12 protein-coding genes are annotated in these 14,360 nt (G+C 50.6%); 8 read left to right on the forward strand and 4 right to left on the reverse strand.

The features are described 5' to 3' along the window. Window positions 1–140: 140 nt before the first annotated feature. Window positions 141–2,231, reverse strand: a complete 2,091-nt coding sequence (locus KU392_RS02105) for a 3-hydroxyacyl-CoA dehydrogenase NAD-binding domain-containing protein (RefSeq protein ID WP_217734410.1) — start codon at window positions 2,229–2,231, stop codon at window positions 141–143. A gap of 245 nt (window positions 2,232–2,476) precedes the next feature. Between KU392_RS02105 and KU392_RS02110 the strand changes: the two genes are divergently transcribed. The 3 genes from KU392_RS02110 to KU392_RS02120 all read left to right on the forward strand — a co-directional run bounded on the left by KU392_RS02110 (window position 2,477) and on the right by KU392_RS02120 (window position 5,334). Then, window positions 2,477–3,670, forward strand: coding sequence for an acyl-CoA dehydrogenase family protein (locus tag KU392_RS02110; protein ID WP_169294020.1), 1,194 nt, complete (start codon window positions 2,477–2,479; stop codon window positions 3,668–3,670). Window positions 3,671–3,733: 63 nt separating this feature from the next. After that, the gene (locus KU392_RS02115; RefSeq protein WP_217734411.1) at window positions 3,734–4,882 is read left to right on the forward strand and encodes an acyl-CoA dehydrogenase family protein; all 1,149 of its coding nucleotides are present in this window, start codon (window positions 3,734–3,736) and stop codon (window positions 4,880–4,882) included. A gap of 23 nt (window positions 4,883–4,905) precedes the next feature. Beyond that, complete coding sequence (locus KU392_RS02120; RefSeq protein ID WP_217734412.1) at window positions 4,906–5,334, forward strand: PaaI family thioesterase; 429 nt, start codon at window positions 4,906–4,908, stop codon at window positions 5,332–5,334. A gap of 706 nt (window positions 5,335–6,040) precedes the next feature. On the opposite strand, the gene KU392_RS02125 is transcribed toward KU392_RS02120, so the two are convergent. After that, window positions 6,041–6,868 (reverse strand): IclR family transcriptional regulator, encoded by an 828-nt coding sequence (locus KU392_RS02125; RefSeq protein WP_169294017.1) that lies wholly within the window; start codon window positions 6,866–6,868, stop codon window positions 6,041–6,043. Window positions 6,869–7,252: 384 nt separating this feature from the next. On the opposite strand from KU392_RS02125, the gene KU392_RS02130 reads away from it, so the two are divergent. Genes KU392_RS02130 through KU392_RS02140 form a run of 3 tightly spaced genes read left to right on the forward strand, consistent with a single transcriptional unit; the run spans window position 7,253 to window position 10,180 of the window. Further along, the gene (locus KU392_RS02130; protein WP_169294016.1) at window positions 7,253–8,218 is read left to right on the forward strand and encodes an NAD(P)H-dependent flavin oxidoreductase; all 966 of its coding nucleotides are present in this window, start codon (window positions 7,253–7,255) and stop codon (window positions 8,216–8,218) included. Between the two features lie 55 nt (window positions 8,219–8,273). Beyond that, window positions 8,274–9,029, forward strand: a complete 756-nt coding sequence (locus tag KU392_RS02135) for an enoyl-CoA hydratase/isomerase family protein (RefSeq protein WP_217734413.1) — start codon at window positions 8,274–8,276, stop codon at window positions 9,027–9,029. Beyond that, window positions 9,026–10,180 (forward strand): acyl-CoA dehydrogenase family protein, encoded by a 1,155-nt coding sequence (locus KU392_RS02140; RefSeq protein ID WP_169294014.1) that lies wholly within the window; start codon window positions 9,026–9,028, stop codon window positions 10,178–10,180. Before KU392_RS02135 ends, KU392_RS02140 begins: the two co-directional genes overlap by 4 nt. 420 nt (window positions 10,181–10,600) lie before the next feature. Here the strand turns inward: KU392_RS02140 and KU392_RS02145 are convergent, their stop codons facing one another. Then, window positions 10,601–11,557 carry a LysR substrate-binding domain-containing protein gene (locus KU392_RS02145; RefSeq protein ID WP_217734414.1) on the reverse strand — a complete coding sequence of 319 codons (957 nt, stop codon included), beginning with the start codon at window positions 11,555–11,557 and terminating at the stop codon, window positions 10,601–10,603. 266 nt (window positions 11,558–11,823) lie between these two features. Here KU392_RS02145 and KU392_RS02150 point away from each other — a divergent pair, with 266 nt between their 5' ends. Together KU392_RS02150 and KU392_RS02155 are read left to right on the forward strand one after the other, a co-directional pair. Next, window positions 11,824–12,528 carry a pirin family protein gene (locus KU392_RS02150; protein ID WP_169294012.1) on the forward strand — a complete coding sequence of 235 codons (705 nt, stop codon included), beginning with the start codon at window positions 11,824–11,826 and terminating at the stop codon, window positions 12,526–12,528. 96 nt (window positions 12,529–12,624) lie between these two features. Beyond that, window positions 12,625–13,218 (forward strand): nitroreductase family protein, encoded by a 594-nt coding sequence (locus KU392_RS02155; RefSeq protein ID WP_217734415.1) that lies wholly within the window; start codon window positions 12,625–12,627, stop codon window positions 13,216–13,218. 120 nt (window positions 13,219–13,338) lie between these two features. Here KU392_RS02155 and KU392_RS02160 read toward each other — a convergent pair whose 3' ends face one another. Beyond that, on the reverse strand, window positions 13,339–14,307 hold the full coding sequence (locus tag KU392_RS02160; RefSeq protein WP_246587184.1) for a tripartite tricarboxylate transporter substrate binding protein: 969 nt from the start codon (window positions 14,305–14,307) through the stop codon (window positions 13,339–13,341). Window positions 14,308–14,360: the final 53 nt, after the last annotated feature.

The following is a 14,360-nucleotide window of genomic DNA, read 5'->3' on the forward strand; positions in this document are numbered from 1 at the left end:
AAAATGTGATCAATCAGCACAAAGGCAGCCTGATTTTTACACCGTAGCAATTAATCCCGAATGGCCATTTGCGTGCCATTCGGGATATCAGTACTGTCTTTGAGATCGTTAATTTTAACGTATCCTGTCGTACTAATTGCTTATTTCAGGGGTTCGTTGGATTCTGCATGTTTTTCAAGCAACGGAGAAACCTGCCAGAACCTGGCTTCTGCTTCGGAAGCAGCGGCAAACCGCTTGATGGCCCGTACGACATTAAACAGGCCAACCTGCTGTGCATAGTGCATTGGGCCGCCACGATGAGCCGGGAAACCATAGCCGTTCAGGTAAACAACGTCAATGTCGGAAGCACGCAGGGCAATGCCCTCTTCCAGAATCTTGGCACCTTCATTAACCAGCGCGTAAACGCAGCGGTTAACAATTTCCTGGTCACTGACCTCACGCGGTGTGATACCACGGGCTTCGCGGAATTCCCTGACAATGTTCTCAACCACTGGATCAACAATAGGCGTACGGTTACCAGCCTCATATTTGTACCAGCCCGCACCGGTTTTCTGGCCAAAGCGGCCCGCTTCACAAATGCGGTCGGCCACCACCGGCACATAGGCTTCAGGATTGGCTTCTGCACGACGCTTGCGCACGGCCCAGCCAATATCCAGACCGGCCAGATCGGCAACACGGTATGGACCCATGGCAAAACCGAAGTTCTCAAGGGCTTTATCAATTTGTGAAGGTGATGCACCGGCCAGCATGGCGTTATCGGCCGCATCACGGTAGGCATACAGCATGCGGTTGCCAATAAAGCCATCACAAACACCAGAGACCACCGGTTTTTTACCGATTTTCTTGCCCAGTGCAATGGATGTGGCCAGCACATCTTTCGCGGTTTTTTCACCACGCACGATTTCCAGCAATTTCATGACGTTGGCAGGACTGAAAAAGTGCAGTCCAATAACATCTTCGGGGCGGCTGGTAAAACCGGCAATCACGTTAAGGTCAAGGGTAGAGGTGTTGGAAGCCAGGATGGCGCCTTTTTTCATGACACGGTCCAACTCTGAAAATACGGCTTTTTTGACATCCATGTTTTCAAATACCGCTTCAATCGCCAGGTCGACATCGGCAAAATCATCGTAGCTAAGGGTGGTTGACAGCAATGCCATTCTTTCTTCAACCTGTTCTGCCGTAATACGACCTTTTTTCATGGTGTTTTCGTAGTTGCGGCGAATGGTGGCCACACCACGGTCCAGGGCTTCCTGTTTCTGCTCGAGCAACACCACCGGAATACCGACGTTCAGGAAGTTCATGCTGATACCGCCACCCATGGTACCGGCACCAATCACACCCACTTTTTCAACCTTGCGCAACAAGGTATCGGCGGGCACGTCAGGAATCTTGGTGGCCGCACGTTCGGCACTGAAAATATGACGCATGGCCGCAGACTCGGGAGAGCTCATGAGCTGCAGGAACAATTCACGCTCGTATTTCAGACCTTCATCGAATGACATGAAAACACTGGCTTGTACCGCATCCAGGCATTTGAGCGGAGCGATTTGGCCTTTCTTGCCATTTTCAAGCTTCTCACGGGCGGCATCAAGGATTTCACGAGCACCCTCGGGGCTGATTTCAATATCACGCACACGCTTGAGCGGCAGATTTTGTGCAACCACTTCTTTGGCAAAAGCGATGGCAGCATCAACCACGTCAGTTTCAACCACTTTATCAAGCAAAGCGGTATCGGCCAGCGCCTTGGCCTTGATGATTTGCCCGGTGGTAATCATGTGCAAGGCTTTTTCCAGCCCGACCACACGTGGCAGGCGTTGTGTACCACCCGCGCCAGGCAACAGGCCCAGCTTCACTTCAGGAAGACCGATTTGCGCATGGGCTGCGGCCACACGGTAGTGGGCACCCAGGGCCAGCTCAAGGCCACCGCCCAGGCAAACGCCATCAATGGCGGCCACAACCGGCTTGGTGACATTTTCAAGTACTTCAATCACGACGCGCAGAATGGGTTGCTGCAAAACCTTGGGGGTGCCAAATTCGGTCACATCGGCACCACCTGAAAACGCGCGTGCGGAACCGGTAATGACAATGGCATCAACCCCACTGTCCGCTTCGGCCTGATCAACAAAAACAACCAGGCTTTTCCTGAGCGCGTAGCTCATTCCATTGACGGGAGGGTTCTGAAACGTAATTAAAGCTACACGATCTTTAATTTCATAAGTTGCGTGACTCATTCTTAATCTGGCTCCAAAGGGCTATTCAAACTACTTTGTTATTAACAATTCCGCAATGCGGAAATAACGGATTCCAATAATAATACACCATATTATTCACCAAATACCTTATTCTTAATGATATGCCGGTTAAAACACGACGCTTTTAATGAGGGCGAATTCAAGGTATGATAATTCCATTTTAAAGATTTTCATTTTGCAATGCAGAATTACCTATTCTTCTTAAACTCTACAGAGATATAACCATGGATATCAATTTCAATGCGGAACAGCTCGCGTTCCGGGAAGAAGTCAGGACTTTCCTGAAAAATAACGTCAGTGACAGTATCAGGGCAAAAATTTTCAACTGCGAACCGCTAGGCAAACAGGAGCGGGTGGAATGGCAAAAAACCTTATACCGTCAGGGCTGGGGCGCACCCGCCTGGCCGGTTGAATATGGTGGCACTGGCTGGGATGCCGTGCAACGTCATATTTTTGAAGAAGAATGTGCCACTTATGGTGCACCTGAGCAGCTGTCTTTCGGGCTGAAAATGGTGGCACCGGTTATCCAGAAATATGCCTCACAGGAAATCAAGGACCGTTTCCTGCCCCGTATTATTTCAGGCGAAGACTGGTGGTGCCAGGGATATTCCGAACCCGGCGCCGGCTCGGATCTGGCCTCTTTGAAAACCACTGCCGTGCGCGATGGCGATCACTACATCGTGAATGGCCAAAAAACCTGGACCACCCTGGCCCAGCACGCCGACTGGATTTTCTGTCTGGTGCGCACCGACCCTGAAGTACGCAAACAGGCGGGTATTTCCTTTTTGCTGATCGATATGAAAACCCCCGGCATTACCGTACGCCCCATCATTATGCTGGACGACGGACACGAAGTGAACGAAGTATGGTTTGAAAACGTAAGAGTGCCCGTTTCCAATTTGGTGGGCGAAGAAAACCAGGGCTGGACTTACGCCAAATTCCTGCTGGGCCATGAACGTACCAATATTGCCCGGGTTGGCCGCTCCAAGGCCGCACTGGCCCGCGTTAAGGAAATGGCCCGCAAGCAGCCTGGCAATAATGGCAAACCGCTCATTGAAGATCCGCGTTTCCGTGACCGTCTGGCCCAGATTGAACTGGATCTGATGGCGCTGGAAATCACCAACCTGAAAGTGGTGTCGGCCGATGGCAAGCAGCACACACCCGGCCCTGAGGCATCCATTCTTAAGGTAAAAGGCTCCGAAATTCAACAGGACATCGCTGAACTGGCCTCACTGGCCTTGGGCAATTACGCACCTGCCCATATTATGGATTCTTCCCATGAAGATATCAGCAGCGCATTCCCGGCCGATTTTTATCATTTAACGGGCAATTCGTTCAACGTACGCAAAACAACCATTTATGGCGGTTCAAGTGAAGTGCAAAAATCCATTATTTGCCGGATGATTCTTGGCCTGTAAGGCATAACGGCGATATTGAACCCACTTACCTGAACTTAGTAAACGAATATCTGGAGCTTTTCCATGGATTTTAATTTCACAGAAGAACAGCTGGCGCTGGAAGATACCATCAGCCGGTTTATTAACAAAGACTATGCTTTTGAAGCAAGAAGAAAACGGGTCGCCAGTGAAGAGGCCTATGACCGCAATGCCTGGAATACCTACGCCGAGCTGGGTATTTTGGCCCTGCCTTTTCATGAAGACCTGGGTGGCCTGAACGGTACACCACTGGATACATATCTGGTCATGAAAGCGCTGGCTCCCGGCTTGATTTTAGAGCCTTATGTCAGCACCGTAGTGCTTTCAGGCGGTCTGATTAACGCGTTGGGTACGGCAGAGCAAAAAGAAACACTCATTGCCGGAATTGCCGACGGCTCTGTCACCTATGCCTTTGGACATTACGAACCCGACTTCCGTTTCCTGGAAAAAATGGTGTCCACCAGCGCCACAAAATCGGCCAACGGTTGGGTACTTAGCGGACAAAAAGCCATGGCCATCGACGCCCCCAGTGCCAGCCAGCTTTTGGTATCAGCCCGCACCAGTGGTGCAACCGGCGATGAGGAAGGCATTAGCGTTTTCCTGCTGGACCCTGCCACTCCCGGCGTAACACTGAAAACCTACAAAACCCACGATGGCCATTATGCCGCTGATATCGTGCTGGACAATGCCGAAGTGCCTGCCAGCGCCCTGCTTGGTGAAGAAGGCAAGGCCCTGCCCGCGATTATGGATGCAATTGCCCAAACCAACGTGGCCTTGTGCGCCGAACTGGTTGGGTTAATTAAAGCTTTGAATGATGCCACCCTTGAGTATTTAAAAACCCGCAAGCAGTTTGGCGTGGCGATTGGCACGTTCCAGGCTTTGCAACACCGCATGGCTGATATGGCGATTGCCGCCGAGCAGGCAAACTCAATGGCACTGCTGGCAGCGATCGAGATGCAGAACAAAAGCCTGCAGCACCGGATTTTCAAGGCATCAGGCGCGAAAGCTTATATTGGCAAACTGGCTCGCAAGGTTAGCCAGGAAGCGGTGCAGATGCACGGTGGCATGGGGGTTACCGATGAGCTGAATGTGGCGCATTTTTTCAAGCGTGTGAATTTGATTAACACGATGTTTGGCGATCACGATTTCCATATGCAACGCTATAGTGATATGCTTGACGTCCCTTTGAATTAACTTTTTTACATACTAATAACACCATGAGCAATCACGATATTCCCAGCGGGTTCCGTTTGTTGAACAGGAACAGCCCTTTTTCAGATTTGACGGGCCCTTATTATGAGCAGGTTGATGAGAATGGCAAACATACTGTTTTAGGTATCCGCCTGACTCACGAGCATTTGAATAAGATCGGGGTGGCCCATGGTGGCACGATGATGACGATTGCCGATAATGCTTTCGGTGATGCGATCCTGGCCCATTACGACCATCCGGTGTCTTTTGTGACGGTGACGCTGAATAGTGAGTTTATGTCACCGGCCAAAGCCGGCGATTGGGTGGAGGCACGGGTCAAGATTCATCGTGCCGGCAAACGGATGATTTTTGCCAGCTGTGCACTCACGGTTGAAGGCAAGAATGTGTTCAACGCCAGCGGCGTGTTTTCGCTGATTGAAAAGCGCCCAGCTTAAACCGCTTACACCCTCGCTCCCACGCGGGAGCGAGATGTGCCCCCCTACACCTGCCCCATGGATTCTTTCCCCTCGTCCCCACGCTCCGCTCACCCCCTCGTTCCCACGCTCTGCGTGGGAATGCCTATCCCAAAACAGCATCAGCTCACTCTCCCACTCGTTCCCATGCTCCTGCGTGGGAATGCATACCCAAAAATAGCACCAACCCACTCCTGCCCGGAAATGCATAAAACCAAACTACTGGCAAACAACGTGCGCCAAGTACACCCCCCACTTTGCTCCGACGCCGCTTCGCGCCGAAGTCGCTGCAGTGGGGGGTGTACTTGTCACACTTGCGTTAATTCAGAATTCAGAAGGAAGTTCACCTCAAACTGCGCTGCACATTCTGCAATGCTGAAGGAGCTCCCACGCAGAGCATGGGAACTGGATCAGGCTTCTGCCACCGCTGAAAAAACCAACCTGTGAACCAGCCTTCTTGAAACTGACAAAGCGGGGATTCACCTTGCAGGTGCAGCGACTTCGGCGCGCAGCGGCGTCGGAGCAAACCTGCAAGGTGAATCACCGCGCTGTTTATTTAGAAACCTGGCGTTCCCACGCAGGAGCATGGGAACGAGAAACCGTCCAACATTTGGGGGTCACTTCACGGAGCATGGGAACGAGAGGAGTGCCGCACCTGCATGGGGACGAGGCCCTGGCTTTAAGCCTCCTACACCTGCCCCATGGATTCTTTCAGCCGCTGCACAATTCCCTGCAACCGCGGACGGACTTCTTCAAGTAAAAAATCGGCAGACAAGCTAAAGGAAGGCCCACCGCAGCTAAGTGCCATGATGGGGTAATTGGGGCCCAAATTCACACCCACCGCAATCGCATTCACGTCTTTTAACCAATCACCAAAAGAGCACGTGCACCCCAGGCGCTCATAATCCCGCATTGCCTGGTTAATCCCGTCAATAATCGCCTCACTTGACTGCTCATCCAGCTCTTGCACTCGCTCTATAATCTCGTTACGCTCGGCCAGGCTTGACTCAGCCAGATACGCTCTTCCCATGGAGGACGTGGCAATCGGAATGCGGGCCCCCACATCAAGACTTAGCGTAAGCGCCGAGCGGCTGCGACAATTTTCTATATACAGCATTGAAAGCCGGTCGCGCGCGCCCAGCGTTACCATCCCCTGGGAAAAATCAGCCACCTCTTGCATCAGCGGACGCGCCAACTGGCGAATATCCAGCTTGGCCAGCATCCCCACGCCCAATGACAGGGTAGCCATACCCAAACGGTATTTTCCACTGGTTTCATCCTGGGTTAAATAACCCAGTTTAATCAAGGTGGAGGTAAGCCGTGAAACCGTTGACTTGGGCAAACCGCAGCGCTGGGCAATTTCCTGGTTGCTCAGCACCTTGTTGCCTGAACGGAAACACGCCAGGACTTCAAGACCGCGGGCCAGAGCAGTCACAAAATGACGGTCATCTTTATATTTTTGTATAACCGAATCAGTCAGGCTTACTGAGCTGTTGGTACGCTTGGATAGTGTCATGTTCTTTTATTTATAGTCAGCATCTTTTATGAGTTTTCATTTGGTAATAATTGGCCTTGGCATATATGGCAGGAAAGCCTGAGCCTTCCCCTGTTACCAAGGCTGATCATTTGCCATGAATGCTACCATACCGGATCAATAATGAAAATATATTTTGCCATGCGGAATAAAGGGCCTTTACGCTAAAACATTTTACACCCGCCTTCAACTTCATCCCAACCGATTAAGGCATTCACCAAATCTGATTAGCACAGGGTAGCGTTACCCGTTAAAATCAACTATTGGAATAGCGTATTGAATCAGGCCAGGTGCCTGGTGAGATAACTTTCCGGCCCAATTCCATACCGCATAGCAAAACAACAACTTCATTCAGAGGCATATACAATGGCACACCCTATCGTTGAAAAACTTCACCAGCAAATGACATTACCCGTTATTTGTTCACCCATGTTCATCGTTTCAAGCCCCACACTGGTGATTGAGCAGTGTAAAAGCGGTGTTATTGGGTCTATGCCAGCCTTAAATGCCCGCCCTTCCGAGCTGCTTGATGACTGGCTGGCGCAAATCAGTGAAACCCTTGACGATGTGCGCAGCAAGGAACCCGGTCGCAAAGTGGCACCTTACGCCATCAACCAGATCATTCACGCTTCCAATGACCGGCTTGATAACGACATGCAAACCTGCGCCAAACATAAGGTTCCCATGATTATTACCAGCCTGCGCGCGCCCGATGACGTGGTCAAGCACGTACACGAGTGGGGCGGTTTGGTTTTTCATGACGTAACCACCATTCGCCATGCAGAAAAAGCCCTGGAGGCCGGTGTGGACGGCCTTATCCTGGTGGCCAGTGGCGCGGGTGGCCATGCCGGCAAACTCAGTCCCTTTGCCATTTTGCCCGAAGTGCGCAAGTTCTTTGATGGCCCCATCGCCCTTTCCGGCTCCATTACCAATGGCAGCAGCGTTCTGGCCGCCCGGGCCCTGGGTGCGGACTTTGCCTATATTGGCACACGCTTTATTGCCAGCCATGAAGCCAATGCCGATGAACGCTACAAAAAAATGATTGTGGAATCGTCAGCCAAGGATATTTTATACACCCCGTTTTTTACCGGCATTCCCGGCAACTATCTCATCCCCAGCATCGTTGCATCAGGCCTGAATCCCGAAAGTCTGACCGAAGAAGAAAAACTGGCCACCAACTTTGGTTCTACCCGGGTCAAGCCATGGAAAGATATTTGGGGTGCAGGCCAGGGGGTCGGCAGTATTGATGCGGTTGAAAGTGCGGCCGACATCGTTAAAAACATGAAGCGGGAATATGACGCTGCCCGTCAGCGCATTATGGCAGAACTGTAACTTTTATGCTCATGCCCCTCACACCACTGTCACTCCTACCCCTGGCAAAGAACCCATGACGCAAACTGTTTTACTTTCCGAGCACAATAAAGTGCTGACGATTACGATTAACCGCCCCGAGCGGCGCAATGCCCTGGATACGGCCACTTATGACGCGCTTACGCAGGCATTTGAATCGACCACCGGACGCAACGACTTGCATGCGATTATTCTGCAAGGTGCCCAGCAATACTTTACCGCCGGCAATGACCTGCGTGACTTCCAAAGCAAGCCCAAAGGCGAAAGTGCGGGCCTGCGTTTTTTAAGGTCCCTGGTTAACACCGATATTCCCGTGATTGCCGCGGTGGAAGGCGCCGCGATTGGCATTGGTGTTACCATGCTAATGCATTGCGATTTTATTATTGCCGCCAGCGACACGACTTTCCGGATTCCTTTTGTACCCTTGGGGTTATGCCCCGAAGGCGCTTCCAGTGTACTATTGGCACAGTATGTAGGCATCCGCAAAGCCAACGAGTGGCTATACCTTGGCCAGCCTTTCACTGCCCAGGAAGCCCTCGAGAGCAACTTCATCAATGAAGTTGTTGCGCCGGGCGAAACGCTGGATAAAGCAAGTAAAATTGCAAATACCATGGCCGCACAGTCTTTGTTATCATTAAAAACCACCAAGTCCCTGTTGAAAAGGACTTTAACCCCGTTAATTAACGAATCCCTTGACTGCGAACGTGAAGCCTTTGTCAAGTGCCTTATTTCTGACGAGGCACAGGCGGCATTCCAGCAGTTTTTTACTAAACCAGAGAAGTTGAAATCATGATTAGAGATCAAGAAACCCAGACATTATTAGAGGACAGCCTTCGTCGCTTCATTAACGAAGTACTCGTCCCGGCCGAGGAGCAAGTCGCGGAAACTGATCAAATCCCCGCAGAAATCATTGAGCAAATGAAAGAGCTGGGCCTTTTTGGCCTGACCTTGCCCGAAGAATACGGCGGTCTGGGTTTGACGATGGAAGAAGAAGTGCGCATTGGCTTTGAGCTGGGCCAGACTTCTCCCGCTTTCCGTTCTTATATCGGTACCAACAATGGTATCGGCGGTTCGGGCATTATTATTGATGGTACGCCCGAACAAAAAGAAAAATACCTGCCCCGCATGGCTGCCGGTGAATTGATCGGCTCTTTCGCCCTGACCGAGCCCGAAGCTGGTTCTGATGCCGGCTCACTGCGTACCACAGCGGTTCGCGATGGTGATTTTTATGTATTGAACGGTACCAAACGCTTTATTACCAACGCCCCCCATGCCGGTATTTTCACGGTCATGGCACGCACCTCCACCGAGATCAAAGGTGCCGGTGGCATTTCCGCTTTTATCGTGGAAGCCAACACCCCCGGCTTGTCATTAGGCAAAATCGACAAGAAAATGGGCCAGAAAGGCGCGCACACTTGTGACGTTATTTTTGAAAACTGCCGTATTCCTGCCAGCCAGCTGATTGGTGGCGTGGAAGGCGTTGGTTTCAAAACCGCGATGAAAGTACTGGATAAGGGTCGTCTGCATATTTCGTCTATCGCAACCGGTGCCGCCAAACGGATGTTGCGTGATGCGCTGAATTATGCCAAAGAGCGCAAACAGTTTGGTCAGCCTATTGCCAACTTCCAGTTGGTGCAGGGCATGCTGGCAGACAGCAAGGCTGAAATTTATGCAGCCGAGTGCATGATTCTTGATGCGGCCCGCCGTCGTGACGCCGGTGAAAACGTCTCTGCCCTGGCTTCTTGTGCAAAGTATTTCTCTACCGAGATGTGCTGCCGCGTGGCCGACCGTGCGGTACAGATTTTTGGTGGCGCGGGTTATGTGTCCGAGTACGGCATTGAGCGTTTCTATCGTGACGTTCGTTTATTCAGATTGTATGAAGGTACTTCACAAATCCAGCAAGTTATTATTGCCAAGGATTTGATCAGAAATGATTCCATCTGATTCTGATCGGATGTATTAACCAGTTTAGATGCACTAACAAGTTTAGATGCACCAATCTGATTGAATGCCCTAACCTGTTTTAGATACCCTAACCTGATTAGATGTTGATGCGCAGTCTGTGACTTCATGTCCAGACTGCGTTTTTCATTCCCCGCCCATAAAGGGGTGGCAAGTGCAGTCCCCTGCAGCGACTTCGGCGCGTAGCGGCGTCGGAGCAAAGGATGCTGCACTTGCCACACCTTTTGCCTAATTTAGAAAGAAATGCTTGTGCCCGTTTTCGGGTACCTAAAAACAAGGGAGCGCAACAAACCTGGATAATACCAGCCAGTCTTCAGTTTGCTGCCAATGGATTTTTAACATACAATTGAATAGCAGGAAGCCAAAATATTTTCAGATATCACGAAGAAAAATAAATCCCCATCAAACAATCTGCAACAACTGGGGCCGCTTATACAGCTGCATCCTGGTAAACGCCACCATCCGCTCAAACAAATCGGGTCTTGCCAGCCGCTTCTGCCACCAGGCCAGCGCCTTGCCCGGTGATTCATTGCGCCAGGCCACATACAGCGTCTCTATCGGCTTCGGAATACTGACCTCCTTTTCAACCAACAACCGCTGGCGCACCGCTTCTTCGACATAAGGCGCTGGCAAAAAACCAAACCCCAACCCTGCCATTTGATATTCAAACTTGCTTAACAAATTGGGCACCGTAATACTGGACTGCCCCGACAACACCCCGACCGTGCGGGCCGGCAACCTTCGGGCTGAATCCGACACCACAATGGCATGATGTGCCAGTAAATCGGCCTGCGTTAGCGGACGATCCATCTGCGCAAGTGGATGACTGGGTGACACCACAAAACTAAACGGCATCTGCCCGATCAAATGTGTGTGGTACTCGCCACTTAAAGAGATATTGTCAATCGTAACCCCAATAAAAATATCGGTTCTGCCATCCTGAAGCGACTCCCAGGTGCCAGACAGCACCTCTTCTGAAACCCGTATACCCGTTTGACTGGTTTCCTGGTGGAAAGCCTGCAAATCATCCTTCAGACAAAGTGAAGAAAACATAGTATTGACACCAATCCGCAACTCGGTTTCCCACCCACTGGCAACCCTTTTCACCCTGTTTTCAAGCTCGGCCGCAGCCTGCATCAGCACCCTTCCCTCTTTCAGCAACTCGGCACCCGCCCGGGTCAGGCTGATTTTGGGGCCGTTGCGCACAAACAATTTAACATCCAGGTTTTCTTCCAATTTCTGTACCGTATAAGAAACAGCAGAAGGGACGCGAAACAATTCCTTGGCAGCACCGGCAAATGAACCGTGCCGGTCAATTGCATCCAGCAAATTCAAAGCTTCCAGACTGATCTTGAACATGAAAAACCCTTAATCCATTTCGCAACACAGGCCACCAAACCGTTGACCGTTGACCGTTGACCGTTGACCGTTGACCGTTGACCGTTGACCGTTGACCGTTGACCGTTGACCAAGTCATTATATTCAAATAATTTGATGATACACCATAAAACTTTCCGTTTTTCAAACAAAAATAAATAAAGCATAATACCTACATATTGAATTTAAACAGTTTTTATAAAAAAATAATTTTTAAATAAACTGTTCTTAGATGAAAGGAATATGACATGTTATCAATTACCAGAAGTCATGAACGGGGACACGTCCAGCACGGCTGGCTGGACAGCCACCACTCATTTTCATTTGGCAGTTACTACAACCCCAAACAAATGGGTTTTGGCCCGCTTCGCGTGATTAATGAAGACAGGGTGGAACCCGGCCAGGGCTTTGGCACCCATGGACATGAAAACATGGAAATCATCAGCTATGTGCTGTCAGGTGCACTTGAACACAAAGACAGCATGGGCAATGGTTCTATCTTGCGTCGCGGCCAGGTTCAGCGCATGAGCGCTGGTACCGGTGTCTTGCATAGCGAGTTCAATCCTTCCGCCTCTGAAGAGTCCCATTTTCTGCAAATCTGGCTTTATCCCAACCAGAAAGATGTTGAACCCAGCTATGAGGAAGCCGTTTTTAACGACGAAGACAAACAGGATAAGTGGTGCCTGATCGCCTCTGGCAATGGTGAACAGGGTGCCGTGCGCATTCACCAGGATGCCAAACTCCATGCGGGTATTTTTAACGGCACCCAGGCCCCCGAATACACGCTGGCCAACGACCGCATTGCCTATATTCATGTCGTGAAAGGTGACATCACCATTAACGGCCAGCAACTGCATACCGGCGACGCGCTCAAGCTGACGGCCGAATCACGGGTTCAGATTCAGCAAGCCAATAATGCCGAAGTCCTATTATTTGATATGATAGCCCGCTAAACAGCTGTCATAAAACGTTTGATTGCCATATAAGGTTCCGGATGGCAACGTAAAAATCAGCAGGAACTGAATAATTATTTTTTCGTAAGGTTAGACATGAGTTTTTTAGATAAATTGAAATCCCGTCGCAGCATCTACGCATTGGGTCGTAACGTAAACACCGACAACAGCACGATTGAATCCGTTATCAAGGAAGCCATCCGCAACTCCCCTTCCTCTTTCAACTCACAAAGCTCACGTGCCGTTATCCTGTTCAACGGCGAACACGAGGCATTCTGGCAAATCGTTGAAGACACCCTGCGCGCGATTGTGCCCGCTGATGCTTTCGCTGCCACCGAAGCCAAAATCAACGGTTTCCGTGCCGGTCACGGTACTGTTCTGTTCTTTGAAGACCAGGACGTTGTCAAGGGCTTGCAAGAAAAGTTTGCCGCTTACGCCGACAACTTCCCGATCTGGTCAGAGCAGGCCTCTGGCATTGCCCAGCACGCAGTATGGCTGGCCCTGGCTGACCACAACATTGGCGCATCATTGCAACACTACAACCCTATCATTGACGAACAGACAATGAGCCGCTGGAACCTGCCTGCCAGCTGGAAACTGCGCGCCCAAATGCCTTTTGGCAGCATTGAAGCCCCCGCTGCTGAAAAAACATTTATGGATGATGCAGAGCGCTTCCGCGTCTTTGCCTGATTTTTGCAAGCTGTACAACCCATGCGAAGCGCTCCGCATGCGGTTGTGCAGACCGGCAAACAGCCATAACATAAAAAAGCCCGACCAGTGGTCGGGCTTTTTGCATGAAGCGACAATTAATTACTCATTGCCCATTCTTTGGATCACGTCTTTTTCGTTCTCAAAGTTCTCAATCGCAAACTGGGTATAAGCCTTGTTATCCATATAATAAGTTCTTACACCGTAATCCTTGATGACTTTAAGGAAATCCGGATCTTCCATGGCCGCTTTCACTGCCAGGTCAAGCTTTTCAACAATTTCCTGTGGCAAGCCTTTGGGGCCGGCAATACCCAGCGGAGAAGGAATCACCACTTCATAACCGGATTCGGTCAGGGTTGGAATATCAGCAAAGGCTTCGGGACGTTTTTCTGCTGCCACACCCAATACACGCACCTTGCCAGACTCCATGAATGGAATGATGACATTGGTGGACATGACGGCATCCAGATGGCCGCCCATCAATGCACCAATAGCCTCAGAGTCTGACTTATAAGGCACGTGAGTCACATCAACATCTGCCGCTTTGGCCAATTCCACAATCGCCACGTGGTTACCGGAATAACGACCGGGAGAGCTGATGGTCACTTCGCCGGGGTTTGCTTTAGCATGCTTGAGAAACTCGTCCAGTGTTTTATAAGGAGAATTGCCATCAACACCCAGTGCAAAGTCATAGCTGGCAAAAGCGGCAATATAACTTAAATCCTTGATGGGGTCGTAACGGGTTGCCTGCAAGTAAGGCTGACGGAAAATACCCACCGGTGTCAAAGCCAGTTTATAGCCATCGGGTTTGGTATTGACCATTTCATTGGCGCCCATGGAGCCGGCTGCACCGGGTTTGTTTTCAACCACAATGGTTTGACCCAGCTGTTTGGACAGACTTGCGCCCAATGCCCGTCCGATCAGGTCGGTGGTACCACCTGCCGCATAGGGAACAACCAGCGTAATGGGTTTGCTAGGGTAGTTTTCTGCGCCCTGCGCCATTGTTGTCGAGGTAAAAAAAGCAGCGCCTACAGCGGTACTTAATACAGCCAATTTAAAGAATTTTTTCATAAATAAATATCTCCTGCTTCCGTGATCGGAATAATATCAGGCACAGCGCCCGG

The organism is Advenella alkanexedens (assembly GCF_019132845.1).
GTDB classification, from domain to species: domain Bacteria; phylum Pseudomonadota; class Gammaproteobacteria; order Burkholderiales; family Burkholderiaceae_B; genus Advenella; species Advenella alkanexedens.

Excerpts from the sequence above, each read along its gene's own strand:
- KU392_RS02115 (WP_217734411.1), top strand. The coding sequence starts at position 3,734 with ATGGATTTTAATTTCACAGAAGAACAGCTGGCGCTGGAAGATACCATC.
- KU392_RS02145 (WP_217734414.1), bottom strand. The coding sequence starts at position 11,557 with ATGTTCAAGATCAGTCTGGAAGCTTTGAATTTGCTGGATGCAATTGAC.
- KU392_RS02120 (WP_217734412.1), top strand. The coding sequence starts at position 4,906 with ATGAGCAATCACGATATTCCCAGCGGGTTCCGTTTGTTGAACAGGAAC.
- KU392_RS02105 (WP_217734410.1), bottom strand. The coding sequence starts at position 2,231 with ATGAGTCACGCAACTTATGAAATTAAAGATCGTGTAGCTTTAATTACG.
- KU392_RS02135 (WP_217734413.1), top strand. The coding sequence starts at position 8,274 with ATGACGCAAACTGTTTTACTTTCCGAGCACAATAAAGTGCTGACGATT.
- KU392_RS02150 (WP_169294012.1), top strand. The coding sequence starts at position 11,824 with ATGTTATCAATTACCAGAAGTCATGAACGGGGACACGTCCAGCACGGC.
- KU392_RS02140 (WP_169294014.1), top strand. The coding sequence starts at position 9,026 with ATGATTAGAGATCAAGAAACCCAGACATTATTAGAGGACAGCCTTCGT.
- KU392_RS02130 (WP_169294016.1), top strand. The coding sequence starts at position 7,253 with ATGGCACACCCTATCGTTGAAAAACTTCACCAGCAAATGACATTACCC.
- KU392_RS02155 (WP_217734415.1), top strand. The coding sequence starts at position 12,625 with ATGAGTTTTTTAGATAAATTGAAATCCCGTCGCAGCATCTACGCATTG.
- KU392_RS02110 (WP_169294020.1), top strand. The coding sequence starts at position 2,477 with ATGGATATCAATTTCAATGCGGAACAGCTCGCGTTCCGGGAAGAAGTC.
- KU392_RS02125 (WP_169294017.1), bottom strand. The coding sequence starts at position 6,868 with ATGACACTATCCAAGCGTACCAACAGCTCAGTAAGCCTGACTGATTCG.
- KU392_RS02160 (WP_246587184.1), bottom strand. The coding sequence starts at position 14,307 with ATGAAAAAATTCTTTAAATTGGCTGTATTAAGTACCGCTGTAGGCGCT.